Origin of the sequence: Curtobacterium sp. MCLR17_007 (assembly GCF_003234655.2) — a bacterium.
In the GTDB taxonomy this organism is placed as follows: Bacteria; Actinomycetota; Actinomycetes; order Actinomycetales; family Microbacteriaceae; genus Curtobacterium.
In genome coordinates this window covers 674,263-699,588 of record NZ_CP126271.1, presented here as the reverse complement: position 1 = coordinate 699,588, position 25,326 = coordinate 674,263, and the positions used below count along the sequence as shown (strand labels likewise).

Genomic DNA, 25,326 nt, shown 5'->3' with positions numbered 1-25,326 from the left:
GGACAGGAGGCACGGTCGGGGGCGAGGGGCCGGCTGGTGAACCGCTCCGTAGGCTCGGACCAGCACCCGCGAGCGGAACTGGTTCCGGGAGTCCACGGGCCGCCGCCGGACCGTGGCTGGTGAGCGAGAGGGACGGCATGGACGAGCACATCCGGAGCGGATCGAGCATCGCGGTGGGCGACGCGCTCACGTGGTGGGTGGACGACGCGGTCGGAGACACCCTTCCGACGATCACGCTGACCGTGCGCGAACAGATCGAACGGACGCCGTACGTCCACCTCACGGGGTTCGTCCTCGACGACGCGTTCTGCGGGACGTTGCCCCGGGGATGGGAGGCCCACGACAGCTACGGCGGCTCACTCGACGACGGCAGCGAGATCGACGTCGTGGCACCGCTCGTCGTGGCCCCGGTGAAGAACCTCGTCCCCGGCACCCCGCACACCATCGCGATCCCGGTGCCGCTCGACCACGTCGTCGCACTGCGGTTCGGGTCGCTGACCAACCGGGCTTGGGTGGAGCGCGCCGGGGAGCACGTCTGGCTCGTCGACCACGAACGCACCCCGCGCCTGGACGACTTCATGACGCAGTGCGGCACCGACCCCGTCGTCCACCGGGTCGCGCTCCGGACGGACGGCCCGCTGCGACTCGAACCGCTGGAGGACGTCCTGCTCAGCGAGCTCCACCGCCGCCGCGCGGACTGACGCGCGGCCCCGGGCCACCGGCGGGCTGCCCGGGGCGCGACGACGAGGAGGTCCACCCCAGCGTGGCGGACGGCAGCTCACCGAAGCGTTCGGCGTACGCGCTGGCGAACCGGCTGACGTGCAGGAACCCCCAGCGACCGGCGACCTCGGAGACGGTGACGCTGCCGGCGCGGGCGGTGACGAGCTCCTCGCGAGCCCGTTCCAGCCGGAGCCGTCGCAGGTAGGCCGTCGGGGTGGTGTCGAGTGTCCGTCGGAAGCCCTCCTGGAGGCTGCGGACGCTCGTCGAGACCGCGGACGCGAGCTCCCCGACGGTCCACGGCCGCGCCGGGTCGGTGCGGAGGAGCTCGACGGCGAGGGAGACCGATCGGGCCCCGGATCCGCCGGTCGGCATGTCGAGCGCCGCGGAGTGGTTGTGCGGCTGCCCGAGCAGCAGGCTGTGCAGGAACACCTGCTCGAGACTGTGGACCGCGAGCGGATGTTCGAGGAGGCCCAGCGTCCCCCGAGAGGCGTCGTCGACGAGCCGGATGGCGCGCGACACGGCGCGCCCGCCGTCGGTCGAGAGGTCGAACTCGGTCTCGAACTCGGGCGGTGTCGAGATGGGTGCGTCCAGCAGGAGCTCCAGCTCGGTCTGCAGGTCGCGATGCGGGATCATGACGGCGACCTGCGCGAACCAGTTGCTGCAGTCGAGCTCCACCGATCGGCCCGGCATGAACACCCCGGCGGTCTGCTCGGTTCCCCGGTACCGCGTCCCCCGCGCAGCACGCATGGTCATCTCCGACCGGACCTGGATGTCGAGGTGGTAGTTGACCGGCTCCGCGGTGCGCAGCCGGACCGCCTCGCGGAAGCGCATGTAGCCGAACGTGATCCGACCGGCCGCGAGCGCGTTCAGCTGCATGCGCAGGCCCGGGGCGGGTTCCGACCGGGAGATCTGGACCGGGAGGAACACCGCACTGAGCGCGGCGGCAGCCTCGTCCACGGTCGTGCTCGCGGCGACCCGATGCGCGGTGAACATCTCGTGGGCCCCGGTCATGGCGCGACTCTACCGGCGGCGAGGAGGTCCACCTGGCGGAGCAGTGGCTCGGCCGGAGCGCCTCCGGGCACCCGGTCGAGGCCGCGGCACCGCTCGGACACCGCCGGTCGTCGATCGACGCGATCACCGTGGACGCACGCCGCTACGGTTTCCACGGCACGCTCAAGGCGCCGTTCCGGCTCGCTCGTGGCACCACGCTCGACGAGCTCGACGGCGCCGTGGCCCGCTTCGCCGCACGCCGTCGGCTCGTGGTGGTCCCGCAGCTGACGCTCGCCCGGATCGACGGGTTCTTCGCGCTGGTCCCCGGCACCCCCGCCCCGCACCTGGAGGCCCTGGCGAACGACGTGGTCGTGCGCTTCGACCGGTTCCGGGCGCCGATGTCCGACGCCGAGCGCGACCGCCGCGACCCGGCCGGCCTGACCGAGCGGCAGCGCGAGCTGTTGGCGACCTACGGCTACCCGTGGGTGCTCGACGAGTTCCGGTTCCACTGCACCCTGACCGACCGGATCCCACCCGGCCAGCAGCCCGAGGTCGAGCGGATGCTGCGCACCTGGTTCGACGAGGTGCTCGGACAGGACGTGCCGCTCGACGCGATCGGGCTGTTCGTCGAACCCGAGCCCGGCGCGCCGTTCGAGCTGCACACCACGCACCGGCTCCACCCCACCCTCACCTCCCGCACCGCCGAACTGCCCGTCAGCGAAGGACCCCGATGACCCGCGAGACCGTCTTCACCAACACCCGTGTCGTGCTCGGCGACGAGACCGTGCTCGGCACCGTGCTCGTCCGGGACGGCCTGATCGCCGACGTCACCACCGGACCCGCGGTGACCGCCGGCGAGGACCTGCACGGCGACCACCTGATGCCGGGTGTCGTCGAGCTGCACACCGACCACCTCGAGTACCACTTCAGCCCCCGCCCCGGCGTCTCGTGGGACCCGCTGCCGGCCGTGCTCTCGCATGACGCCCAGCTCTCCGCGGCCGGCGCGACCACCGTGTTCGACGCGGTCCGCATCGGGTCCGAGCCCGACGGGCGCGACGGCGCGGCGGCCGCTGCGCACCGGCTGGCCGGGGCCGTGGAGTCCGCGATGGGCGCCGGACTGCTGCGCGCCGACCACGCGGTGCACCTGCGCTGCGAGGTGTCGTCCGCGGACTGCCTCGACGCCTTCCACGAGTTCGACGACGACCCCTACGTGCGGTTGGCTTCGCTCATGGACCACACGCCCGGGCAGCGGCAGTACGCCGACGTCGAGGACTTCAAGCGCTACTACCTGGCCAAGCGCCGGGTGAGCGAGGCGGACTTCGAGCAGTACGTGCAGCTGCTCCACGAGCAGTCGGCCCTGCACGCCGACCGCAACCGACGGGCCATCGCCGGGCTCGCCACCGAGCGCGGCATCACCCTCGCCGCCCACGACGACGCGACGCCCGAGCACGTGGCGGAGTCGGTCGCGCTCGGTGTGCACATCTCGGAGTTCCCGACGACGGTCGTCGCCGCGCGGGCCGCGGTCGGGCAGGGGCTGCACGTGGTGATGGGCGCACCGAACATCGTGCGCGGCGGCAGCCAGTCGGGCAACGTGGCGGCGGCGGAGCTGCTCGACCTCGGTCTGCTCGACGTGCTGTCGTCCGACTACGTGCCGTCGAGCCCGCTGCACGCCGTGTTCCAGCTCGCCGCGGACGGGGCGATCACCCTGGCCGAGGGTGCTCGGCTGATCAGCACGAACCCCGCCCGGGCGGTCGGGCTCGACGACCGCGGCGAGATCACGATCGGCAAGCGCGCCGACCTGGTGCGCGTGGCGACGCACGAGCTGCCCGCCGACGAGCGCCGCCCGAACGGCCGGCACATGCCCGTCGTCCGCGGTGTCTGGCGCAGCGGGGAGCGCGTGTCGTGACCACGGCCGGCGCGGACCCGGTCGTCACGACACCGATCGGCCCCGGCGCGTTCGTCGCCGTCGTCGGGGCGAGCGGTGTCGGCAAGGACGCGCTCATCGCCTACGTCCGCGAGCGCACCCCGGACACCGTCCGCTACCCGCGGCGCACCGTCACCCGCCCGTCCGGACCGGGCGAGGAGCACGACCCCGTCGACGAGGAGTCGTTCGAGGCCGCGACCGGCTCCGGGGCGTTCGCCGTGCACTGGCGCGCGCACGGGCTCGGGTACGGCGTCCCCGCGGTGGTCGACCGGGAGGTCCTCGCGGGCCGGACGGTCGTCGTGAACGTCTCCCGCGGCGTGCTCCGTGCACTCGCGGACCGCTACGAACGGCTCCTCGTCGTCCGGGTGACGCTGTCCGACGTCGTCCGCGCCGAGCGGCTCCGGGCCCGCGGCCGCGAGGTCGGCGACGCCGTCACCGCCCGCATGGACCGCCCCGACCCGGCGCCCGACCAGCACGTCGACGTCGAGATCGAGAACGACGGACCGCTCGAGCGCGGCGGCGAGGCGCTGCTCCGGGTCGTCCTCGGCGCGACCCGATGACGTCCGTCGCGGTCGTCGGCCCGGGGGCGATCGGCACCACCGTCGCCGCCGCTCTGCACCAGGCAGGCCGCACCCCCGTCGTCGCCGGCCGGTCCGCTCGCGAGGACCTGCGACTGCGCACCGGTCCCGACCTGGTCGTCGTGCCCGGTCCGGTCCTGACCGACCCGGCGCGCGTCGAGGGGCCGGCGGACGTGGTGTTCCTGGCGGTCAAGGCGACCCAGGTGGCCGACGCGGCGCCCTGGCTGTCCGCGCTGTGCGGCCCGGACACCGTGGTGTGCGTGCTGCAGAACGGCGTCGAACAGGTGTCCGCGGTCGCACCGCTCGCGCCGACCGCCACCGTGGTACCGGCGGTCGTGTGGTTCCCCGCGGTCCGTCAGCCCGACGGCGTCGTCCTGCTCCGCGGCGCGGCCCGGCTGACCGTGCCCGCGACGCCCGCGGGTGACCGGGTCGTCGCCGCCGTGGCGGGCTCGTGGTGCACGGCTGAGTCGGCCCTCGACTTCCACAGCGTCGCGTGGCGCAAGCTCGTGCAGAACGCGGTCGCCGGGCTGATGGCCCTGACCGGGCGCACCGCGGGGATGTTCGCCCGGTCCGACGTCGCCGGGATCGCCCGCTCCTACGCCGCCGAGTGCCTCGCCGTGGCGCGTGCCGACGGGGCGGTGCTCGACGACGACGTGGTCGATGCCGTGCTCGACGGGTTCCGCGGTGCTCCGGCGGACCAGGGCACGTCGATCCTCACCGACCGCCGGGCTGGTCTGCCGCTGGAGTGGGACGTCCGGAACGGCGTGGTGCAACGGCTGGGCCGCCGGTACGGGGTCCCCACGCCGGTGTCGGACGTCGTGGTGCCGCTGCTGGCGGCCGCGAGCGACGGGCCGGGCTGACGGTCGAGTCGTCACTATTGTGACGTCGTCGTCACCATTGTGACGAGTCCCGTGGCCGCGACGGACGGAGCGCGTCGTCATGCAGGGCGCCCGGCCCGTCGCGGGTCGAGCACCGACCATCCCGCAGCCCGGGCGTGAGCGGCGAGCTGCCGGTCCGGGTTCACCACGACCGGGTGGCCGACGAGCGAGAGCAATGGGATGTCGTGCCGCGAGTCCGAGTACGCCCAGCACGCCTCGGGGTCGGAACCCGTCCGGTCCAGGAGTCGCCGGGCAGCGGCGGCCTTGTGCTCCCCGTGCAGGAACTCGCCGTCCTGGCGTCCGGTGTAGCGGCCGTCGTGCACCTCGAGCCCGCTGGCGAGCGCGCCGGTCAGGCCGAGCCGTCGAGCGATGACGTCGGCCAGGAACGCCGGCGACGCGGTCACGAGCCACACCTCGCGCCCGTGCGCCAGGTGGTCCTGGGCGAGGCGCGCCATCGCCGGCCACACGGCCGCCTCGGTGTGGCGGGCGTAGACGTCGGCGGCCAGACGGTCCATGTCGGCGACCGGCACACCCGTCAGCACCGCGAGCCCTCGGGCCCGCGCTGACGCCAGGTGCCGGTCGTTCTCCCCGCGGGCCTTGAACCGCGCCTGCTTCCACATCGCGTCGACGATGTCCCGCACGGACAGCAGACCAGCGGCACGCAGCCCACGCACGAGGTGGAAGGCGCTCGCGCCGTGCACGAGGGTGTTGTCCACGTCGAAGAACGCGATGGCTGACGACGTCGCTTGCTCGCGCATGATCGATCCAGGCTACGCGACCGACCTGACGGACTGGAGGCTCGTGGCGGCGCCGCCACGGGCCTCCAGTCCGTCATCCGGTCACGGACCGGGGACCGTCACCCGCACCGCCGAGATCCGCCCGGCGCGCGTCCGCGCCGTCGTCGCCGGGTCGTAGCTGTCGGCGGTCGCCAGGTAGAGGGTCCGCCCGTCGGGGCCGCCGAGGGCGCAGTCGACGGCACACCGTCCCGGTGCGTCGATGCGGTCGGTGACCTCGCCGCCCTCGACGACCCGGAGGAACTCGCCGGTGTCGACGGAGCACACCCAGATGGCACCCTCGGCGTCGACGGTGCTGCCGTCCGGCGTCACGCCCTGCGGCAGCGGGGCCCACTCGCGGCGGCCGGTCAGGGATCCGTCGGGCTGGATGTCGAACGCGGTCAGGCGACCACCCCAGGTCTCGCTGACGACCAGCGTGCGCGTCCCCGGCAGCAGGTTCGCGCTGTTCGGGAAGACCAGGCCGTCCGCTGCGAGTCGGACGGCGCCGTCGGGCTCGACGACGTAGAGCGGGCCGGGGCGGAGCTCCTCGCCGCCGTACAGGTCGTAGCCGAAGGCGCCGATGTAGGTGCGACCGGTCACGGCGTCGACGACCAGGTCGTTGACGAGCGACGACTCGATGCCCGACAGGTCGGCGAACACGCCCTGCGACCCGTCCGGCTCGACCGCCACGATCGTGCGGGACTCCATCGCGCTGACGACCAAGCGGCCGTCCCCGAGCCAGCCGAGGCCCGACGACTGGCCGTCGACGGTGGCCTCGAGGCGGGGGGCGTCGTTCGTGGCGGGGTCGATCGAGAAGACCTCGCCCGTGTGCATGTCTGAGTACCAGAGCCGACCGTCGTGCCAGCGGTTCCCCTCGGGGAAACGGATGCCGGTGACGACGTCGGTCGCGGTCGTGGAGTCGAGGGTGATGTGCACGGGACCAGGATGCCAGCGGCGGGCTGCACGACGGCGCCCCGCCGAGACGGGGCGCCGTCCCTCGGTGCTACTTCAGCAGCCCTTCCTTCGTCAGCCAGTCCTTCGCCGCGGTCGTGGCCTGGGCCTTCTCGCTGCCCTCGACACGGTTGCGCAGTTCGATCAGGTCATCGGTCGTCAGCTTCGCCGAGATCTTGTTCAGCACCGAAGCCAGCTTGGCGCTGTAGATCTTCTTGTTCAGGAACGGCAGGACGTTCTGCGCCGCGATCAGGTTCTCGGGGTCCTTCAGCACCTGCAGCTTCTCGGTCTTCAGGTCGGGTGACGTCGTGTAGATGTCGGCCACCTGCACCGTGTCGTCGACGAGCGCCTTCACGGTGTCGGGCCCGCCGTAGTCCTCGATCGACTTGAACGTCACCTTGTCGACGCCGTACGTCGACTTGAGCCCGGGGATGCCGTAGGGCAGCGTCCCGAACTGCGGGTTCGCGCCGAGCGTGAACGGCTCGATCTTCGACAGGTCGGAGATCGACGTCAGGCCCTTCTCCTTCGCCAGCGCCTGGGTGACGACGTAGGCGTCCTTGTCCTGGGCCGGAGACGGCTCGAGCACCTGGAAGTCCTTCGGCACCTCGGTCTTCAGCGCGGCGTCGACGTCCGAGGTCGTCTTCGCGGCGGCCTTGGTGTCGTAGAAGAAGAGCAGGTTGCCGTTGTACTCCGGCATCAGGTTGATCGACCCGTCCTTCAGTGCGGGGATCGTGGTCTGTCGGGGACCGAGGTTGAACTTGGTCGTCACGTCGAACCCGGCGTCCTTGAGCGCGAGCGCATACATGTTGCCGAGGATCTCGCTCTCCGGGAAGTTGAACGACCCGACGACGATCGGCGTCTTCCCCGAGCCGGAGTTGCCGTCGGAGGTCGCTCCGGTGGGGTCCGCGGAGGAGCACCCGGAGAGCGCCACGATCGCCCCGATCGCCACCGCCCCCGCGAGGATCCGTGTTCTGGTGCCTGCTGTGAACATCAGTGTGCCCTTTCGTCGACGGTGGATGCCGTCACCGCGCGGCGCCGGGATGGCAGCGCACGGAAGTGTGTGCGACGGCGGCGGGTCTGACCGTGCAGGCCGCGTCGGGTGAGGAACTGCACGAGCGCGAAGAGTCCGTCGATCACGAGCGCGAGCGCCGTCACGAGCAGCGCGCCACCGAGGATGAGGTTGTTCTCGTTCAGGCTGATGCCGGTCGAGATGATCGCGCCCAGCCCGCCGAGCGAGACGTACGACGCGATCACGACCGTCGCGATGACCTGCAGGACCGAGGCGCGGATGCCGCCGATGATCAGTGGCAGCGACAGCGGGACCTCGACCTTGAGCAGGATCTGCAGTTCGGTCATCCCGACCGAACGGGCGGCGTCCACCGTCACCGGGTCCACGGACTCCACCCCCGCGTACGCCCCCGCGAGGATCGACGGGATCGCCAGCACGACGAACGCGATGATCGACGCGATGAACGCCGTCTGGGTGAACGGCACGGTGTAGCCGATGATGACGAAGAGCGTGCCGAGCAGACCCAGCGTCGGCAGCGCGCGCATGGACCCGCTGAAGCCGATCACGAAGCCGCGGCCGCGTCCGGTGTGGCCGATGTACAGGCCCAGCGGGAGCGCGATCACTGCGGCGATGGCGACCGAGATGAACGTGTACAGCAGGTGCTCGACGAGCCGGTCCTGGATCGGCAGCGGCGTCTGGAGCCCGGCCTGGTAGTTCGCGGGGTCGAACAGCCACGCAACGGCGCTGAAGAAGAACTGCACGGTCAGGCCCCCGGTTCGATCGTGGCCAGCGTCGCTCGGAGCCGCGGCCGTCGCGACCGCCGCGAGGCCCGACGCGACCACGGCATCAGGACGCGACCGAGCAGCACCAGGAGGGTGTCGAAGACCAGGGCGATCACGAGGCTCGCCGCCACCCCGACGAGGATCTCCTCGAGGAACTGTCGCTGGCGTCCGTCCGTGAACAGGAAGCCGATGTTCGCCGAGCCGACCAGGGCACCCACCGAGACCAGGGCGACGGTGCTGGCGGAGACCACGCGCATCCCGGCGAGGAGCACGGGACCCGCCAGGGGGAGCTCGACCGACCAGAACCGCTGCCACGCCGAGTAGCCGACCGAGGTCGCCGAGTCGATGGTGTCAGCGGGAACGGCGGCGAACGCGTCGGATGCCAGTTTCACCATGAGGGCGACCGCGTAGACGGAGAGCCCGACCACGACGTTCACGGGGTCCGTGATGCGGGTGCCGAGCAGGTACGGGAGGATCACGAACAGCGGCAGTGACGGGATCGTGTAGAGCAGACTGCCGCCGCCGACGATGACGGACCGGACCAGCTGGAACCGGTTCGCCACCCACCCCAACGGCACCGCCACGACGAAGCCGAGGACGATGGGCACCGCGGCGAGTGCCGTGTGCGTGACTGTAAGACTCCAGATGAGACTGAAGTTCGCAGTGATCCAGTTCAGGTCAGCATTCCAATCCTCGTCGGACAGCCTGCGGGTGGTTCGTCCCGCAGGACCGCTGCCTCGGGCCCAAGGATAACCGCGCGGCGTCGTCCTGGGCCGGAATGCGCTGCTCGTCTCGGCGTGGGGCCGGTGGAACCGTCAGTGCGGGGTTGCCTCGGCAGGGATCGCCCCGGCGGTCGCAGCCGGGGTCGAGACGGTCTCGTCGAGGCTCCAGACCACCGTCTGCTCGGGCGCTTCGACGCGCCAGGGCGGAGGCTGTGTGGGGTAGACGCGTGTGGTGACGGAGCGGCCGGCACTGGTGAACAGCTCGACCACGGATCCGTCCAGGAGCAGCCGGACCGCGGGCCGGTCCGCCGACCGGTCGAACGGAGCACGGACGACCGCGGGGGTCGGGTCAGCGCGGTGGTCGGTGCTGGCGGACGCCCGGTCGACCGTGAGGGTGTCCGCATCGACGTCGATGCGGATGTCGAGGTGCTCGGTCTCGGAGAACCGCACACGGATGCACCCGGTGACGGGCACGGGCAGCACGACCTCGGCCTGCGCGCCGATCGTCGCACCGTGCGCTGGATGCGCCGAGCCGGTCCGGAGCGCCGTGACCGCCGGGTGGGGTTCGGTCGCCAGCCGACCGTCCGCGAGCCACGCATGCCGCGGGAGCGAGATCGCGCCCGACCAGCCCGCCTGTGCCGCCCACTGGTCGGTACGGCCCTCGGTGATCCATCCGAACAGGACCGGACCCCACGAGCTGGTCCGCATCACGGATGCCGCGTAGAAGTGCTGCCCGTCATCGACCCTGGACGGCCGCGGCGCACCCGTCAACGGGATCGCGATCACGTCGCCAGGGCCGTCCGCATGGGACCAGGACCCGACGACGGCGAACTCGACGCCGTCCACCTCGAGGACCTGGGGACACTCCCACCCCTCACCCGTGTCGACGCCGTCGACGGTGTCCCGCGCCATCGCGACCAGGTCACCGACGGAGGTCCAGGTGATGCCGTCCGTGGATCGGTAGTGGCGAACGGAGGCCGTCTGGTCGGCCGCGGCGGCGCCGACCGCCATCGACCACCCGGCACCGTCCCGCCAGACGAACGGATCGCGGAACATCGTGATCGCCTCGTCGGTGGACGGGTCCGCCAGGACCTGTACCGGTGGCCCGAACGTGGCGCCACCGTCGGTGGAGACCGCCATGAGCACCGACTGGAACGGACTGTGGTCGACCTTGCCCGAGTAGTAGGCGCGGATCGTGCCGTCGTGCGTCACCGTGTTGCCGGACCACGCGCCTCCCGAGTCGGCGCCGCCGGGGACGGGGACGATCGCCGGTCGCTGCAGGGTCCAGTGGACCAGGTCCTCGCTGGTGGCGTGCCCCCACTCGACCGGGATGTCGAGGTCGACCAGCGGCCGGGACTGGAAGTACAGGTGCGCCTGCCCACCGATGTCGATCGGCCCGTTCGGGTCGTTGACGTAGCCGCGCGGAAGCCGCACGTGGAACTGCGGGAGGTGGTGGTCAGCGGTGGTCACGATCGGTGTTGCTCCCTGGTGCGCTGCGGAGTCGACTCGGACGTCGGTCATCGGGACGATCCTGCCGTGACGCCCTCGATGAAGTACCGCTGCGCGACGATGAACAGGATCACGCTCGGGATCATGGTCAGCACCACGCCGGCGAGCACGACGGAGATCGACCCGGTACCCAGGTTGCCCTGCAGGCCGACCAACCCCAGCGGCAGCGTGAAGGAGTCCTGCTGGTTGAGGAAGATGAGCGGCCGGTAGTACTCGGCCCAGAACCCCGAGAAGTTCAGGATCGCGAGCGTCGCGATCGCCGGGCTGGCCATCCGCGAGTACACGTGCCAGAACACCCCGAACTGCGTGGCGCCGTCGATCCGCGCCGCTTCGCCGAGCTCCTTCGGCATCTGCATGAAGTACTGCCGCATCAGGAACGTCCCGAACGCACTCCCGAGTGCCGGGACGATCAGCGACGCGATGGAGCCGGTCAGCCCCATGTCCTTCAGGATGACGAACACGGGGATGATGATCGTCTGGATCGGCACCATCATCGTGGCGAGGAAGACCCCGAAGATCGTGTTCTTCCCGGGGAAGCTGATCATCGCGAAGGCATACCCGGACAGGGTGCACGTGATCGTCTGACCGACGACGATGAGCAGCGTCACCAGGACGCTGTTGACGAAGAACTGGCCGATCGGGATCTGGTTGAACACCGCCGCGTAGTTGCCGAAGTCCCATGAGAGCGGCAGCCACTGGGGCGGGTTCTGGAACGACTCCGCCGGTGTGCGGAGGGACGTCGTGACCGTCCAGAGCAGCGGGCCGAGCGCGAACACTGCGGCGATGACCAGGATGACCAGCCCGACGACGCTGCCGACCGTGGCCACCGGCTTCCGACGGCGGACGATGTGGCTGACCCCCGGCTGCGCGACGGTCTCCGGCGCGTGCAGCGGGTTGAGGGTGTCGGTGGTCGTCATTGGTAGAACACCAGCTTTCGTGCGGCGAGGAACTGGATCCCGGTGATGATGCCGATGATGACCAGCAGGAGGATGGCGATGGCGGAGGCGAACCCGAACTGCAGGTTCTGGAAGCCGGCCTGGTACAGGGAGATGGTCGCGGTCGTCGTCGCGGTCCCCGGTCCGCCCTTCGTCATGATGAACGGCTGGTCGAACAGTTGCATCGCGTTGATCATGGCGATCACGGTGGCGAAGAGGATCGTCGGGCTGATCAGCGGGATCTTGATCCGGAAGAGCGTGCGCCACGGACCGGCACCGTCGATCGCCGCGGCTTCCTGCACGTCCACGGGTACCGACATCAGCGCGGCGACGAACAACACGAAGGTGAAGCCGACCTGCTGCCACACCACCACGAGGACGATCGTGACCTTCGCCCAGAACGGGTCGTTGAGCCAGTGCGCCCCGGGCAGCCCGATCTCGTTCAGGTAGTAGTTGATCAGTCCGAACTTGGTGTCGAAGATGTAGCCCATGAAGATCGACACCGCGGCGGTCGATGCCAGCAGTGGCAGGTAGAACGACGTCCGGAAGAACACCCGGGTGGTGTTGCGTCTGCGGTTGTTCGCCAGGACGGCGAGCAGCATGCCGAGGGAGATCTGCAGGACGACGATCGCCAGCGCGAGGATGACGGTCACGCCGAACGACGCGAGCACGGGTCCGTCGGTGAACAGCCGTACGTAGTTGTCGAAGCCGACGAACTTCGGGCTGCTGATCACGTCCCACGACGTGAAGGACAGGCCGAGCGAGGCGAGGATGGGGATGAGGGTGAACACGGCGACGAAGAGCACCGCGAGCCCGATCATCAGGAACCCGAACGTGGACTCGCGTCGGCGTGCGCGCTTGGCAGCCGGTCGGCGGGCTGCGACCTCGGCAGCCCGCCGGATGGGTGTCTCTGTTGCTGCGGTCATCACGAGGCCTGTGACGCTGCCTTCTCGATGTCTGCTTGCAGACCGTCGAGTGCCTTCTTCGCGTTGCCGGACGAGATCGCCTGCGTCGTGCGCTGGTTCAGGGCCGTCGCGAGCGCGTTGTAGTACGGCGGTGCGGAGATCGGCACCGAGTTGTCGAGCTGGTCGTAGAACACCGACCAGTGCTCCGGTCCCGTCGTCTTGTACCGTTCGGCCGTCATCAGCGACTTCTGCGCCGGGGTGGTGACGTTCCCGGGCCAGAGGGCGTCGAAGCTCTCCGGCTGCACCATGAGCTTGATGACCTCGAACGCCAGGTCCTTCTGCTTCGACGAGTTGAAGATGCCGTAGCCGCCGGCACCGAAGAGCGACCTGTTGCTCTTCCACGTCGGGAACTCGACCACGTCGAAGCTGCCGTCCTTCATCCCTGCGTTGTGGAGACCGCCGGCCCAGAACCCGCCGCCGATCGTCATGCCGATCCGGCCGGAAGCCATCAGCCCCTGCAGGGTGGCACCGCCGCCGACGTCAGGTGACGGGGAAGCGCCGGACTTCTGCAGGTCGATCACGTACTGCAGTGCCTCGACGGCCGCGTCCGAGTTCGCCGTGGGGTCACCCCACTTCCAGCCGCCCCCGCGCCCGGAGACGCCGATCGGGTTGTCCGAGAACGCCTTGCTCTTCCACAGCCAGTCGCCGCCGGAGTACTTGCCCTCGTCGAGCAGGTTCCCGTCGTTGGCGTAGAGGAACGACGTCCAGCTCCCCCAGAGACGCACCACCCAGTCGAACGCGTAGGTGCCGCCGCCGACCTTGGCGAGGCTCTCGGCCGAGGAGTGGAAGTCATCCATGGACCACTTGCTCGTCGGACGCGACACACCGGCCTTGTCGAACAGGTCGGTCGAGTAGAACATGCTGCCCGCGTTGAAGCTGTCGGGCAACGTGTAGAGGTGCCCCTGGTACATCGTCGACTCGAGCAGCACCGGGTGCGCGCCGGTGAAGTACGTGTGCAGGTCCGACAGGTTCTTCGTGACGTAGTCGTCGAGCGGGGTCAGGAGGTTCTTCGACGCCAGCAGCTGCTGGCCCTCCGTCGCGACGCTGACGATGTCCGGGACGTCGCCCGAGGCGATCTGCGTGAGGACCTTGGCGAGGAAGTCGTTCCAGTCCGTGCCGTTGATCGCAGTGACCTGCAGGCTCGCCTTCTTGTCGAGCCGCTTGATCTTGGGCTCGATGGCCTTCTGCAGCGCAGTGGCGGCGCTCTGCTCACCGAAGTAGAGCATCTTCACCGTGCCGGAGCTGCTGCTCCCGCCGCCTGCGGTCGAGCACGCGGCCAGCGATCCGATGCCGGCCAGGGCGAGCCCGGCCCCACCGAACTTGAACAGCGTGCGCCGATCGATCGGGGTGCTGAATCCGTTCGTCATGGGTCGCTCCTCTCTGAGCGATCGTGGCTCCTCCACCGAAGCCAATACGTATTTGCAGGGCGAGCGTACACAGCGGCGGGAACAGACGCAATACGTATTTGCTTCTGGCATGATGAGACGGACGAAGGAGGGTCGATGGCGAGCCGCAACAGCACGACGCAGTCACAGCGCGTCACCATGAAGGACGTCGCGCGCCACGCCGGGGTGTCGCAGCCGACGGTGTCGTTCGTGCTGAACGACCGCCGCGACGTCTCGATCGCAGCCGAGACACGCGCACGCGTGCTGGAGTCCGCGAAGGCGCTGAACTTCCGACCCAACCGCGCCGCACAGTCCCTGCGCTCGAACCGGTCGTACACGGTCGGCGTGATCGCCGACCGGCTGGTCTCGCAGCCCTACGCCGGGCACATCGTGCTGGGCGTGCAGCAGGCCGTCCAGGAGGCCGGATACGTCTGCTTCGTGGTGGAGACGGCGCAGACGACCGACGGTGGCAAGGCAGCGGTGGAGAACCTCGTCCAGCAGGGGGTCGCCGGCCTGGTCTACGCGGCGCCCGGCCCCGAGTACGTCACTCCGGTCGACGGGCTCGACGCCGTTCCGACGGTCTTCGTCAACTGCTTCCCCCAGGGCGACGCGCCGGCCGTCACCGTGCTGGCCGACGAGTTCCAGGGCGGCCATGACGTCGCGGAGGCCGTCTTCGCCGCTGGCCACACGGACGTGGCGTTCCTCGGCGGCCCGGAAGACGACTACGCCTGTCGGGAGCGGAAACGCGGGCTCGACGAAGCCGCGACGGAAGCCGGCGTCGACCCGGAGGCCATCCGCGTGCACTTCGGCACCTTCCAGGTCGGCTCCGGCTTCGACCTGGCGATCGAGGTGTTGACCGGGAACCGACCGTCCGCCGTGATCTGCGGCAACGACCGCATGGCCGTCGGGGCCCTGATGGCGGCGCAGTCGCTCGGTCTGCGCTGCCCGGAAGACGTCAGCATCGTCGGGTTCGACGACCAACCCGACCTCGCGGACCAGATGCACCCACCGCTGACCACCGTCGCACTGCCGCATCAGCAGATGGGGTTCGAAGCCGGGACCCTGCTGCTGGCATCGGGTGAACAGCCCGGCCGGCACCTCGTGCCCTGCGAGTACGTCCCCCGGAGCTCGCTCGCAGCGCCGCGACCCGCTGACCCGAAGGAACCCGAGTGACTCCCCCACCCAGCACGCACTTCCAGCCGCCGAACGGATTCGTCGGTGACGTCATCCCGTACGAGCACGACGGGACTGCATGGCTGTTCTACCTGCTCGACGAACGGCCAGACGCTCCGCCGCTCGAACGTGCGACCGGCATGCCCTGGGCGGCCGTCACGACGACCGACTTCGTGACCTTCGACGACCAGGGCGTCGTGCTGCCCTCCGGCGGCCCGGACGCCAGCGACCACGACTGCTACACCGGCAGCGTCGTCCGCGGGGACGACGGCACGCTGCACCTGTTCTCCACGGGCCACAACCCCCGCATCCGGACCAGCACCGATGACGACGCGAAGGACGCCCAGGTCGTCTGCCACGCCACCTCCGACGGCGACCTGACCGCGTGGACCAAGCACCCCGAGTGGGACCTCCCCGCGCTCGCCGGCTACTCCCCCGAGGACTGGCGGGACCCGTTCGTGTTCCGCCCGCATGCGGATCGGCCGTGGCAGATGCTGCTGGCCACGCGCCGACCAGACGAGCCGTACCGCCGGTCCGGACTCGTCGCCCGACTCGTGTCCGACGACCTCGTGACCTGGCGGGACGCCGAACCGTTGTGGGAGCCGCACCGCTTCATCACCCAGGAATGCCCGGACGTGTTCCAGTGGGGTGACTGGTGGTACCTGGTGTACTCCGAGTTCTCCGACGCGTTCTGCACGCGCTACCGCATCGCGACGTCCCCGGACGGCCCGTGGACCGCGCCGGCCGACGACACGGTCGACGGCCGCGCGTTCTACGCGGCGAAGACGGTGGCCCTCGACGGCGCTCGGTACTTCGTCGGCTGGATCGCCTCGAAGGACGGACGGCGTGACGCCGGCCCCTGGCAGTGGGCAGGGACCATGGCGACCCTGGAGGCCCACCAGCGTCCGGACGGCTCGTTGCGGTTCGACCTCCCCCACACCCTGCAGGCGGCGTACGCGGACACGACCGACGTCACGGAGCAGCTCGAGCCGCGCAACGGCGCGGCTCAGGCGGTCGGGACCGGAGCGGTGACCCGGTACGCGTCCTGGATCGGACCAGGGCTCCCGTCCGAAGCGCTGGTCACCGTGGACGTCGACCTCGCACCGGACACGGGGTCCTTCGGCATCCTGCTGCGGACGACCGACGACGGCGAGCACGGCTACGCACTCCGTCTCGAACCCGCTCGCAACCGCCTCGTGCTCGATCGATGGCCGCGCGGCACCACCGGGACCGAGCAGTGGCAGGTCCTCGGCGACGTGCCGCACGCGGTCGAACTCGAACGCCCGGTCGACCTCGCACCGGGCCGACACCGGATCGTCGTGCACCTCGACGGCGACATCTGTGTGACTGTCGTCGATGGGGCCGTCGCGCTGAGCACGCGCCTGTACGACCGCGCGGACGGACGGGTCGGTCTGTTCGCGCAGGACGGCGCGTTCCGTCTGGACCGGATGACGATCAGGACGCGCTGACGCCGACGCGGGCTCAGCCGGATGGTTGCGCCTGTCCGATGACGACGAGACGCCAGGTGCTGGTCCTGTCGCTGTCGAAGGCGCTGCAGGCGACGCTGTCGATGGCGGCGGGTGGGTCGTCGGGAACCGCGATGCGGTGCGGGCTGTCGCGGCAGCGCATCGCACCGACTGTGGTGTCTCGGCTTCCGGTGTCGGTGGCCGTGCGGATGACGGCGCGCATCTGCCCGTTGCCGAAGCAGGAGAACTCCAGATGGTCGACGGGTTGGGATGCTGGGAACTGCAGTCGGACGCCCGGTTCCACTTCCTGCGGCGCCTGTTCGCCGGCGTCGATGTTCGAGACGAGCACACCGAGGACGCCGGGGTTCGCCTCGGCCACCCGGTCCTGCTGTTGCTGCCAGTCGGCGAGCGTCCCGCTGTCCACCGACGTGGCCGAGCAACCGGTGAGGGCGACGAGCACCCCGGCGAGGGCGGGGACGACAACCGCGTGGACTCGGCGCACGTCGTGAGCCTAACGGCGACTGACGCCGTCGAGCCCCCCGGCTCCGCCTCCAGGATTCGAACCCGGACCTAACGGCACCAAAGGCCGTCGTGCTGCCATTACACCAAGGCGGAACGCGCACGCTGGCGCCCGTCCATCTTCCCATGTGCTCGGTGGTGGTCGTGCGCGCGGGCTTCGGCCAAGATGGGGGGATGCCGGACCAGGACGAAGTCGATCGCATCGTCGCGGCGTGGGGACGGCAGCGCGACGACCTCGACTTCGCCCCGCTACAGGTGCTCTCCCGGGTGGACCGCCTGGCGCGGCACCTCGACCGCGCACGGCGAGCGGCGTTCGACGCCAGCGGCACCGAGCCGTGGGAGTTCGACGTGCTGTCGGCACTGCGGCGCGCGGGTGAGCCGTTCGAGCTGAGCCCGAAGACCCTGCTGCAACAGACCCTCGTGTCCAGCGGCACGATGACGAACCGTGTCGACCGACTGACGGCACGCGGACTGGTCGCCCGTCGGACCGACCCGAAGGACGGCCGCGGCATCCTCGTGTCGCTCACCGAGTCCGGGCGCGCAGCGGTGGACTCGGCGATCGCCGACCTGCTGCGGGCTGAGCGAGACATCCTGGCGGGGCTGTCGGCCGACGAGCAGGACCAGTTGGCCGGGCTGCTGCGACGCCTGATCCTCGGCCTGGGCGACTGAGCCGACCGCACGCCGAGCGCTCCCGAACCGCGCCGACCGCACGCCGAGCGCTCCGAGACCGAGCTGGCCTCACCCGAGCGACCGAACGAGATCCGCTCACTTCAGCCCTGGGGTCGATGCCGCGCAGCCGGTCCCTCGCGACGATGGTCGGGTGACCGATCACCGCTCCTTCCTCCGCCGCTACCCCTACGTCGTGGCGTTCACGACGGTGCTCGGCCTCGTGCTCGGTGGCGTCGCCGTCGGGACGGCCGTGATCGGCGACCGCGAGGGCAGAGCGGCTGCCGCCGAACGCCGGTGCACCGCGGACGCCCTGGCCACGCGGTGGACCTCGGGCACGCTGTTCCTCGACGCCCGCTCGGTGGACTCCGGGAAGTCCGTGCTCTCGGTCCGGGGCGACGAGCCGACACAGACGGGCAGCACGATGAAGCTCATCACCGCGTCGGCAGCGCTCGCCGCGCTCGGACCCGACCGCCGGTTCACCACGACGGTGGTCGCGGGGGCCGAGTCGGACAGCGTGGTCCTGGTCGGTGGTGGCGACCCCACGCTGAGCCGACTGCCGTCCGGGCAGGACAGCGTCTACCCGGGCGCCGCACACCTGGACGACCTGGCGCGCCAGGTCCGCGCGGCGCACCCCGCGCCGATCGAGGTCGTCCGGGTCGACACCGACCTGTTCGACGGCCCGGCGTGGCACCCGAGCTGGACCGAGAGCGCCCGCACGAGCGGCAGCGTCTCGAACATCACCGCGCTCATGGTCGACGGTGATCGCGACGACCCGACCGAGGCGTACTCGCTCCGGAGCACCGGCGCGGTCACTCGCGCGGCGACGTCCTTCGCGGCGCTGCTCGGGCCGGACGTCCGCGTCGAGACGACGTCGGTGACGCCGTCCACCGGGGCCCGGACGCTCGGGACCGTGCGCTCGGCCACCGTGTCGGAGCTGGTCGGCACGCTGCTGACCCACTCGGACGACACGCTGGCCGAGGTCCTCGCCCGGCACGTCGCGATCGCCGAAGGGGCTGGTCGCTCGTTCGACGCCGTCCAGGTCGGCACCACGAAGGCGCTCCACGAGGTCCACGTGCCGACCGACGGGCTGCGCCTGGTCGACGGCTCGGGGCTGAGCCCGGACAACCGGGTGCCCGCGGCCACGCTGACGACCCTCATGCGGGCGGTCGCGACCCACCGCGACGGACTCGAGCCAGTGGATCGAGGCCTCGCGATCGCAGGCCGGACCGGCACGTTGGACGAAGACGGCCGCTTCACCGGCGCGGCCCGCGACGCCCGGGGGCACGTCCGCGGCAAGACCGGGACGCTCGACGACATGTTCGGGCTCACGGGCGTCACCGACGAGGTCGCCGGGGACCGCATCGCGTTCACGGTGTTCGCCGAGGGGACGAGTGACCCTGCGACGCGGCACGAGATCGACGTGCTCGCGGCCAGCCTGTGGCGCTGCGGCGGGCTCGCAGCCACGGCACCACAGGCGCAGGGCGCAGCCCGGTCGGAGCGAGCAGCACCGTCGGAGCGGCCGGCACGGTCGGTGCGATCGTCGGACACCAGGCCTCCGGGCACCCGGCACCGGTGAGCGGTCCGGCGTAGCCTGCGGCCATGCACGCCATCACCCTCGCGGTCGCCGACGTCGAGCGCTCGGCTGCGTTCTACCGCGCCCTGCTCGGCATCGAGGGCAGCGGCGTCATCGGCACCGAGCACCCCGCGACCGAGACGACCCCGGGCGGGACGACGGCGATGTTCACGCTCGACGACGGGCTGGTCGTCAGCGTCTACGGTCGCGACGACATGGCGAAGGACTCGGGCGTCGACCTGGCGACGGCGCCGACGTCGACCATCGGGCACTTCGTCCCGTCCCGCGAGGCAGCGGACGCGTTCCTGGAACAGGCCCGCGCGGCCGGTGCCAGGATGCTGCAGCCGCCGTACACACGGCCCTGGGGCATGTACTCCGGCTTCTTCCAGGACCCGGACGGCCACCTGTGGGAGGTCGTCGCGAACCCGGGCGGCGGCGACCCCGCGGACGTCGTCCCCGAAGCGACGACCGTCTAGACCCCGAGCTGCTCCGCGACCTCGAGCCAGCGTTCCTCGAGCTGCTCGATCTCCACCTCGAGTTCCGCGAGCTTCGTCTGCAGCTCTCCGAGCCCGGCGTAGTCGGACTGGTCGTGCCCGGCGAACAGGTCGAGCAGCGTCTGTCGGTCGGCCCCGATGCGGGCGATCCGGCGGTCGAGGGCCGACATCTCCTTCTCGGCGGTGCGACGCTCGGCCCCCGTCAGGCCGGATCCACCGGCCGCAGCCGACCCGCCGGACGCACCCGCGGTTCCGGAGCCGCCGGCAGCACCGGCCGAGCCGGTCCCGCCAGCGGTGTCGGGCCTCCCGGCCGTCGCGGCGGCAGCCGCTGAAGCGGTCCCGCCACCGGTCCCGGCCGCACGCAGCCGCATGTACTCGTCGACCCCGCCCGGCAGGTGACGGAGGTGCCCGCCGAGCACGGCGTACTGCTGGTCGGTGACGCGCTCGAGCAGGTACCGGTCGTGGCTCACGACGAGCAGGGTGCCCGGCCAGGTGTCGAGGAGGTCCTCCATGGCGGCGAGCATGTCGGTGTCGAGGTCGTTGGTCGGCTCGTCGAGGATCAGCAGGTTCGGCTCGTCGAGCAGGATGAGCATGAGCTGCAGCCGGCGCTTCTGGCCGCCGGACAGGTCCTTGACGGGCGTGGAGAGCTGCTCGGAAGTGAAGCCCAGGCGCTCCAGCAGCTGCGAGGGCGTCATCTCCTTGCCGTCGGCGACGTAGCTCGTCTTCTTGCGGGCGACGACCTCGCGCACGCGGTCGCCCGCGTACTGCGCCAGGTCGGCGAGCTGCTGGTCGAGGACCGCGACCTGCACGGTCTTCCCCGTCTTCACGCGGCCGCTGGTCGGCTGCAGGCGCCCCGCGATGAGGGAGAGCAGCGTCGACTTGCCGGCGCCGTTCGGACCGAGGATGCCGGTGCGCTCCCCGGGTGCGATGCGCCACTCGATGCTGCGGATGGTCGGCTCGTCGGCACCGGGGTAGGTGACGCCGACGTCGAGCAGGTCAACGACGTCCTTGCCGAGCCGCGCGGTGGCGGTCTTCGACAAGGCGACGGTGTCGCGCAGCGGCGGCACGTCGTCGATGAGCGCGTTGGCCGCGTCGATGCGGAACTTCGGCTTGCTGGTGCGGGCCGGGGCGCCGCGGCGGAGCCACGCGAGCTCCTTGCGCGCCAGGTTCTGCCGGCGCTGCTCGCTCGCCGCGGCCTGCCGGTCACGCTCGACGCGCTGCAGGATGTAGGCCGCGTAGCCGCCCTCGAAGGGCTCGACGATGCCGTCGTGCACCTCCCACGTGTCGGTCGACACGGCGTCCAGGAACCACCGGTCGTGCGTCACGACGACGAGCCCGCCCTGGTTCGCTGGCCAGCGACGGTTGACGTGCTCGGCCAGCCACTGGATGCCCTCGACGTCGAGGTGGTTGGTCGGCTCGTCGAGGAACAAGACGTCCCAGTCGCCGACGAGCAGCCGCGCGAGCGTCACGCGCCGCCGCTGCCCACCGGACAGGTCGTCGACGAGTTCGTCCCACGGGATGTCGGACACGAGTCCGCCGATCACGTCACGGATCTTCGGGTCGCCAGCCCACTCGTGCTCCTCGCGGTCGCCGACGACGACCGCGCCGACGGTCTGGCCCGCGGGCAGGGCGTCGCGCTGGTCGAGGACGCCGACGGTCACGCCGCGGCGGTGCGTCACACGGCCGGTGTCGGGCTCGAGCCGCTTGGACAGCAGGCTCAGGAGGGTCGACTTGCCGTCACCGTTCCGGCCGACGACGCCGATGCGGTCACCCTCGTCGATGCCGATGGTGACGCTGTCGAAGACGGTGCGGGTGGGGAACTCGAGATGCAGGTTCTCGGCGCCGAGGAGATGTGCCACCCGTCAAGGGTAGGCGGCGCGCGGGCGTGCGCGGTGCGGGCGGGTGCGGGAGGGGCTGCGCGGGGCGGGCTGCGGGGCCGCCTCGCACCGTGCGAGGTCAGCGGCCGGTGCGAGGTTCGCGGCGTGGTGCGGCGCTGTTTCCTCGCACGACACGATCAACGTCGCACGGGCCGCGAACCTTGCACCGTGCGACACCGCGAACCTCGCACCGTGCGAGGTTCGAACCAAGCGCGGATCAGTTCGCCGGGGCCGCGTCGGACTCCCCCGCGGTGTCCTGCGCTCGCTCGAGTCGGGCCTTCGCCTGCCAGAACTCGATCTCGCGGTCGAGGTCGGCGAGCTCCTGCTCGGTGGTCGTCACGCGGCGGTCGCCATGGGCGGCGCGGGCATGTCCGAGCGGGGGGTGCCGGTCCTGGTCGCGGTTCGGCTCGAGGTACCGGCCGTGGTTCCGCTCACCAGGGGCCCAGTCGTGACCGACGACGAACCAGACGATTCCGCCGACGACCGGGACGAGCACGACGAGGATGACCCACGCGATCTTCGGCAGGCCGCGGATCTGGTCGTCCGTCTTGGTCAGGATGTCGATCAGGGCGAACACCGTCAGCAGCACGGTGACCACGGGCAGGACGATCATGTCCCGGATCCTACGGCCCGGCTGTGGACCGCCGCCATGCCCGCGTCAGAGGGACGCGACCCACTCGTCCGATCCGTCGGTGAACTCCTGGTGCTTCCAGATCGGCGTGCGTTCCTTCACCAGGTCGATCAGCGCGGCGCAGGCAGCGAACGCCTCGGCCCGGTGTGGCGAGGACACCGCTGCGGCGAGCGCGACGTCGCCCACCACGAGGTCCCCGACGCGGTGCAGGACGGCGATGCGGACCCCGGGGTGGTCGGCTGCGATCGAGCGGGCCACCTCGGCGATGACGTCACCGGCACTGGGGTGTCGTTCGTACCCGAGCGCCGTGACGCCCTTGCCACCGTCGTGGTCGCGGACGACCCCGGCGAAGGTGACGACGGCGCCGTCCTGGTCGGTCGCCACCGCGGCGGAGACCTGTTCGACCGTCACGGCAGTGTCCACGACGTCGGCGAGCACGACCCGGTCGGCCGCCGCCGGGGCGGTCACGAGTGGCTCCGACGGGCGTGACCCTCGCCGTGCACCTGGGCCAGCACGTGGTCGAGCAGCCCGTCGAGCACGGCGAGCCCGTCGGCGACGCCCCCGCGCGACCCGGGCAACGTCACGACGAAGGCCCCGGTCGAGGCGATGCCCGCGACACCGCGGCTGAGCAGGGCGGTCGGTCCGGCACCGGCGAGGCCGCGTCGACGGACCTCTTCGAGCACACCGGGCAGCTCGAGGTCGAGCAGCGGGGCGACGGCTTCGGGGGTGCGGTCGGTCGGGGTGACCCCGGTGCCGCCGGTCGTGATGACCACGCGGGCGTCGGCGAGCAGCCCGGCGGTGACCGTCGCCGCGACGGGGCCGCCGTCGGGCACGATCACCGGCTCGTCGACGGTGAAGTCGTGCGCACGGAGCCACGCGGCGATCGTGGGGCCGGTGGTGTCGAGCGCGGGGTCGGCGGCGGCCGAGGTCGACACGACGACGACCACCCCGCGCCCCCTGGTCGGCTGCGAGGTCATCGTGCGCTCCAGTCCCCGGACCGGCCACCGTGCTTCTCGAGCACCCGGACGTCCGTGATCGTGGCCGTGCGGTCGACGGCCTTCACCATGTCGTACACGGTCAGCGCGCCGACGCTCGCGCCGGTGAGGGCTTCCATCTCGACGCCGGTGCGCGAGGTCGTGCGCACCGAGACCTCGACGACGACCCGGTCCTCGGTGCCGGTGATGTCGACCTGCACGCCGGCGATGGGGAGCGGATGGCAGAGCGGCACCAGGTCCGAGGTCTTCTTCACCGCCATGATCGCCGCGATCCGGGCGGTTCCGATGACCTCGCCCTTGGGCAGCGAGCCGTCGAGGATCCGTGCGACCACGTCCGGGCGGGTCACCAGGGTGGCGGTGGCGGTGGCGGACCGGGCGGTGACGTCCTTGTCGGAGACGTCGACCATGTGGGCGCTGCCGTCGGCACGGACGTGGGAGAGCTCGGCCTGTGGCTGCTCGGTCGTCGACAGCGGGGCGGGGTCGTCGGTCATCTCAGGCTCCAGACGGTCAGGGGGTCACCGGGTGCGACGGCGGCGGTGCCGACCGGCACGTGCACCAGGTGCGTGGCGTCGGCGTAGTGGGCCAGCAGGTGCGAGGACGGGCCCCCGACGAAGTGCACGAGCCCGTCGACGACGCGACCCCGGCGGACCTGGTGCTTGCCCTCGGGCGACTCGGCGGCGGACGCAGCCGGCAGCACCTGGCTCGGACGCGACTCGTCCATGCCGGCGGCACGGGCGAGGACGGGGCGCAGGAACACCTCGAACGAGACGAGTGCCGACACGGGGTTGCCCGGGAACGCGACGACGGGCACGGGGCGTCCGGCGAGCTGCACGGTGCCGAGCGCCTGCGGTCCGCCGGGCTGCATGGCGACCGGGGTGACGACGAGCCCGCGGGGTTCGAGGGCCTGTCGCACGACCTCGTACGCGCCGGCGCTGATGCCGCCGGTGGTCAGCACCAGATCGGCCCAGTCCCCGACGGCGTCGTCGAGGGCGGCGAGGAACCGGGCTTCGTCGTCGGGGACGCGGACGGTGCGGGACTCGACCCCGACCTCGGCGAGTGCCGCCCGCAGCGCGATCCCGTTCGCGTCGTTGATCCCGGCACCGCCGGCAGCGCTGCCAGCACTCCCTGCACCAGTCAGCTCGGACCCCGTCGACACGACGAGCACCCGAGGCCGCCGGACGAGTTCGACGCGGGAGACCCCCGCCGAGGCCAGCGCCCCGAGCACGGCGGGCGTCAGCAGCGCGCCCGCTCGGACGACGGGTGCGTCGAGCGCCAGGTCGGACCCGGCCGTCCGCACGAAGGTCCCGGTCCGCAGGTCGGCCGGCACGACGACGGTGGTCAGCGCCAGCGCGTCGGGGAAGGACCCGGGGGGCGTCGCCTCGACCGGGAACACCGCGTCGGCATCCGCCGGGATCCGTGCTCCGGTCATGATCGGCGCCGCAGCACCCACCGGCAGCGGCGCGGGCTGCACGCCCGCGGGGATCGGTGCGACGACGCGCAGCGTGGCACCGGCGTCTGCGGCCCGCACGGCGAAGCCGTCCATCTGGCTGTTGTCGAACGGCGGCAGCGGGATCGGCGAGCCGACGGCCCGTCCGAGCACGCGGTGGCCCTGCCCCGCCCCGGTGTCGGCAGCGAGGTCGTCGACGAGCCGAGCCTCCAGATCGACGTCGGCCGGACCCGACGGGCCCGACGCGCCAGGAACCGACGGGACAGGACCCGAGGAAACAGCCGACCCCGGCAACACCGGCGCGACCAGCGCACGCACCGCGTCGCGGTGCTGGGCGATCGTTCGCAAGGGGGCCTCCGAA

27 protein-coding genes and 1 tRNA gene are annotated in these 25,326 nt (G+C 71.4%); 10 read left to right on the top strand and 18 right to left on the bottom strand.

Going from position 1 to position 25,326, the window contains the following annotated elements; all coding sequences use genetic code 11:
• The first annotated feature begins 137 nt into the window (after positions 1-137).
• Positions 138-701 (top strand): hypothetical protein, encoded by a 564-nt coding sequence (locus DEJ13_RS03420; protein ID WP_111106813.1) that lies wholly within the window; start codon positions 138-140, stop codon positions 699-701.
• Here the strand turns inward: DEJ13_RS03420 and DEJ13_RS03415 are convergent.
• Positions 670-1,731, bottom strand: coding sequence for an AraC family transcriptional regulator (locus tag DEJ13_RS03415; protein ID WP_111106812.1), 1,062 nt, complete (start codon positions 1,729-1,731; stop codon positions 670-672). The genes DEJ13_RS03420 and DEJ13_RS03415 overlap by 32 nt on opposite strands.
• A 128-nt stretch (positions 1,732-1,859) precedes the next feature.
• Between DEJ13_RS03415 and DEJ13_RS03410 the strand changes: the two genes are divergently transcribed.
• Genes DEJ13_RS03410 through DEJ13_RS03395 form a run of 4 tightly spaced genes read left to right on the top strand, consistent with a single transcriptional unit; the run spans position 1,860 to position 5,072 of the window.
• Positions 1,860-2,444, top strand: coding sequence for a DUF1045 domain-containing protein (locus DEJ13_RS03410; protein ID WP_220037576.1), 585 nt, complete (start codon positions 1,860-1,862; stop codon positions 2,442-2,444).
• The gene (locus DEJ13_RS03405) at positions 2,441-3,616 is read left to right on the top strand and encodes an alpha-D-ribose 1-methylphosphonate 5-triphosphate diphosphatase (RefSeq protein WP_111106810.1); all 1,176 of its coding nucleotides are present in this window, start codon (positions 2,441-2,443) and stop codon (positions 3,614-3,616) included. The genes DEJ13_RS03410 and DEJ13_RS03405 overlap by 4 nt, the downstream gene beginning before the upstream one ends.
• A complete protein-coding gene (gene phnN, locus DEJ13_RS03400) occupies positions 3,613-4,194 on the top strand; it encodes a phosphonate metabolism protein/1,5-bisphosphokinase (PRPP-forming) PhnN (RefSeq protein ID WP_111106809.1) in 582 nt (193 codons plus the stop codon). The genes DEJ13_RS03405 and phnN overlap by 4 nt, the downstream gene beginning before the upstream one ends.
• Positions 4,191-5,072 (top strand): oxidoreductase, encoded by an 882-nt coding sequence (locus DEJ13_RS03395; RefSeq protein WP_111106808.1) that lies wholly within the window; start codon positions 4,191-4,193, stop codon positions 5,070-5,072. The genes phnN and DEJ13_RS03395 overlap by 4 nt, the downstream gene beginning before the upstream one ends.
• 77 nt (positions 5,073-5,149) lie before the next feature.
• Here DEJ13_RS03395 and DEJ13_RS03390 read toward each other — a convergent pair whose 3' ends face one another.
• The 9 genes from DEJ13_RS03390 to DEJ13_RS03350 form a co-directional block, all read right to left on the bottom strand.
• Positions 5,150-5,848 (bottom strand): HAD family hydrolase, encoded by a 699-nt coding sequence (locus tag DEJ13_RS03390; RefSeq protein WP_111106807.1) that lies wholly within the window; start codon positions 5,846-5,848, stop codon positions 5,150-5,152.
• An 81-nt stretch (positions 5,849-5,929) separates the two neighbouring features.
• Positions 5,930-6,799, bottom strand: coding sequence for an SMP-30/gluconolactonase/LRE family protein (locus DEJ13_RS03385; RefSeq protein WP_111106806.1), 870 nt, complete (start codon positions 6,797-6,799; stop codon positions 5,930-5,932).
• Positions 6,800-6,866: 67 nt separating this feature from the next.
• Entirely contained in the window at positions 6,867-7,805 is a 939-nt protein-coding gene (locus DEJ13_RS03380) for an ABC transporter substrate-binding protein (RefSeq protein WP_056122804.1), read from the bottom strand.
• Positions 7,805-8,584, bottom strand: coding sequence for an ABC transporter permease (locus tag DEJ13_RS03375; RefSeq protein ID WP_258374083.1), 780 nt, complete (start codon positions 8,582-8,584; stop codon positions 7,805-7,807). Before DEJ13_RS03375 ends, DEJ13_RS03380 begins: the two co-directional genes overlap by 1 nt.
• A 2-nt stretch (positions 8,585-8,586) precedes the next feature.
• Positions 8,587-9,213, bottom strand: a complete 627-nt coding sequence (locus DEJ13_RS03370) for an ABC transporter permease (protein WP_349815051.1) — start codon at positions 9,211-9,213, stop codon at positions 8,587-8,589.
• Positions 9,214-9,420: 207 nt separating this feature from the next.
• The gene (locus DEJ13_RS03365) at positions 9,421-10,848 is read right to left on the bottom strand and encodes a glycoside hydrolase family 32 protein (RefSeq protein WP_111106804.1); all 1,428 of its coding nucleotides are present in this window, start codon (positions 10,846-10,848) and stop codon (positions 9,421-9,423) included.
• The gene (locus DEJ13_RS03360) at positions 10,845-11,753 is read right to left on the bottom strand and encodes a carbohydrate ABC transporter permease (protein WP_220037575.1); all 909 of its coding nucleotides are present in this window, start codon (positions 11,751-11,753) and stop codon (positions 10,845-10,847) included. Before DEJ13_RS03360 ends, DEJ13_RS03365 begins: the two co-directional genes overlap by 4 nt.
• The gene (locus tag DEJ13_RS03355; RefSeq protein WP_056122812.1) at positions 11,750-12,697 is read right to left on the bottom strand and encodes a carbohydrate ABC transporter permease; all 948 of its coding nucleotides are present in this window, start codon (positions 12,695-12,697) and stop codon (positions 11,750-11,752) included. The genes DEJ13_RS03360 and DEJ13_RS03355 overlap by 4 nt, the downstream gene beginning before the upstream one ends.
• On the bottom strand, positions 12,697-14,103 hold the full coding sequence (locus tag DEJ13_RS03350; protein ID WP_111106803.1) for an ABC transporter substrate-binding protein: 1,407 nt from the start codon (positions 14,101-14,103) through the stop codon (positions 12,697-12,699). The genes DEJ13_RS03355 and DEJ13_RS03350 overlap by 1 nt, the downstream gene beginning before the upstream one ends.
• 135 nt (positions 14,104-14,238) lie before the next feature.
• Here DEJ13_RS03350 and DEJ13_RS03345 point away from each other — a divergent pair, with 135 nt between their 5' ends.
• Both DEJ13_RS03345 and DEJ13_RS03340 read left to right on the top strand, forming a co-directional pair.
• Positions 14,239-15,294: a LacI family DNA-binding transcriptional regulator gene (locus DEJ13_RS03345; protein WP_111106802.1), complete on the top strand. Its 1,056-nt coding sequence runs from the start codon at positions 14,239-14,241 to the stop codon at positions 15,292-15,294.
• Positions 15,291-16,763 (top strand): glycoside hydrolase family 32 protein, encoded by a 1,473-nt coding sequence (locus tag DEJ13_RS03340; RefSeq protein ID WP_111106801.1) that lies wholly within the window; start codon positions 15,291-15,293, stop codon positions 16,761-16,763. Before DEJ13_RS03345 ends, DEJ13_RS03340 begins: the two co-directional genes overlap by 4 nt.
• A gap of 13 nt (positions 16,764-16,776) precedes the next feature.
• On the opposite strand, the gene DEJ13_RS03335 is transcribed toward DEJ13_RS03340, so the two are convergent.
• Both DEJ13_RS03335 and DEJ13_RS03330 read right to left on the bottom strand, forming a co-directional pair.
• Positions 16,777-17,262: a hypothetical protein gene (locus tag DEJ13_RS03335; protein WP_111106800.1), complete on the bottom strand. Its 486-nt coding sequence runs from the start codon at positions 17,260-17,262 to the stop codon at positions 16,777-16,779.
• A gap of 41 nt (positions 17,263-17,303) precedes the next feature.
• A tRNA-Gln gene (locus DEJ13_RS03330) sits at positions 17,304-17,375 on the bottom strand.
• Positions 17,376-17,453: 78 nt separating this feature from the next.
• Here DEJ13_RS03330 and DEJ13_RS03325 point away from each other — a divergent pair.
• From DEJ13_RS03325 to DEJ13_RS03315, 3 genes are all read left to right on the top strand, one after another.
• The gene (locus DEJ13_RS03325) at positions 17,454-17,948 is read left to right on the top strand and encodes a MarR family winged helix-turn-helix transcriptional regulator (protein ID WP_111106799.1); all 495 of its coding nucleotides are present in this window, start codon (positions 17,454-17,456) and stop codon (positions 17,946-17,948) included.
• A 151-nt stretch (positions 17,949-18,099) separates the two neighbouring features.
• Positions 18,100-19,524 (top strand): D-alanyl-D-alanine carboxypeptidase/D-alanyl-D-alanine-endopeptidase, encoded by a 1,425-nt coding sequence (locus tag DEJ13_RS03320; protein ID WP_258374082.1) that lies wholly within the window; start codon positions 18,100-18,102, stop codon positions 19,522-19,524.
• A 23-nt stretch (positions 19,525-19,547) separates the two neighbouring features.
• Positions 19,548-19,997 (top strand): VOC family protein, encoded by a 450-nt coding sequence (locus tag DEJ13_RS03315; protein WP_111106798.1) that lies wholly within the window; start codon positions 19,548-19,550, stop codon positions 19,995-19,997.
• On the opposite strand, the gene DEJ13_RS03310 is transcribed toward DEJ13_RS03315, so the two are convergent.
• From DEJ13_RS03310 to DEJ13_RS03285, 6 genes are all read right to left on the bottom strand, one after another.
• Complete coding sequence (locus DEJ13_RS03310; protein ID WP_111106797.1) at positions 19,994-21,874, bottom strand: ABC-F family ATP-binding cassette domain-containing protein; 1,881 nt, start codon at positions 21,872-21,874, stop codon at positions 19,994-19,996. The two genes, DEJ13_RS03315 and DEJ13_RS03310, sit on opposite strands and share 4 nt — an antisense overlap.
• A gap of 235 nt (positions 21,875-22,109) precedes the next feature.
• Positions 22,110-22,505 (bottom strand): PLDc N-terminal domain-containing protein, encoded by a 396-nt coding sequence (locus DEJ13_RS03305; RefSeq protein ID WP_111107980.1) that lies wholly within the window; start codon positions 22,503-22,505, stop codon positions 22,110-22,112.
• 45 nt (positions 22,506-22,550) lie between these two features.
• A complete protein-coding gene (locus DEJ13_RS03300) occupies positions 22,551-22,991 on the bottom strand; it encodes a molybdenum cofactor biosynthesis protein MoaE (RefSeq protein ID WP_181437135.1) in 441 nt (146 codons plus the stop codon).
• Positions 22,988-23,500 (bottom strand): molybdopterin-binding protein, encoded by a 513-nt coding sequence (locus DEJ13_RS03295; protein ID WP_181437136.1) that lies wholly within the window; start codon positions 23,498-23,500, stop codon positions 22,988-22,990. The genes DEJ13_RS03300 and DEJ13_RS03295 overlap by 4 nt, the downstream gene beginning before the upstream one ends.
• Positions 23,497-24,009, bottom strand: coding sequence for a cyclic pyranopterin monophosphate synthase MoaC (gene moaC / locus DEJ13_RS03290; protein ID WP_111107981.1), 513 nt, complete (start codon positions 24,007-24,009; stop codon positions 23,497-23,499). The genes DEJ13_RS03295 and moaC overlap by 4 nt, the downstream gene beginning before the upstream one ends.
• Positions 24,006-25,313: a molybdopterin molybdotransferase MoeA gene (locus tag DEJ13_RS03285; RefSeq protein WP_258374192.1), complete on the bottom strand. Its 1,308-nt coding sequence runs from the start codon at positions 25,311-25,313 to the stop codon at positions 24,006-24,008. Before DEJ13_RS03285 ends, moaC begins: the two co-directional genes overlap by 4 nt.
• Positions 25,314-25,326 lie beyond the last annotated feature (13 nt).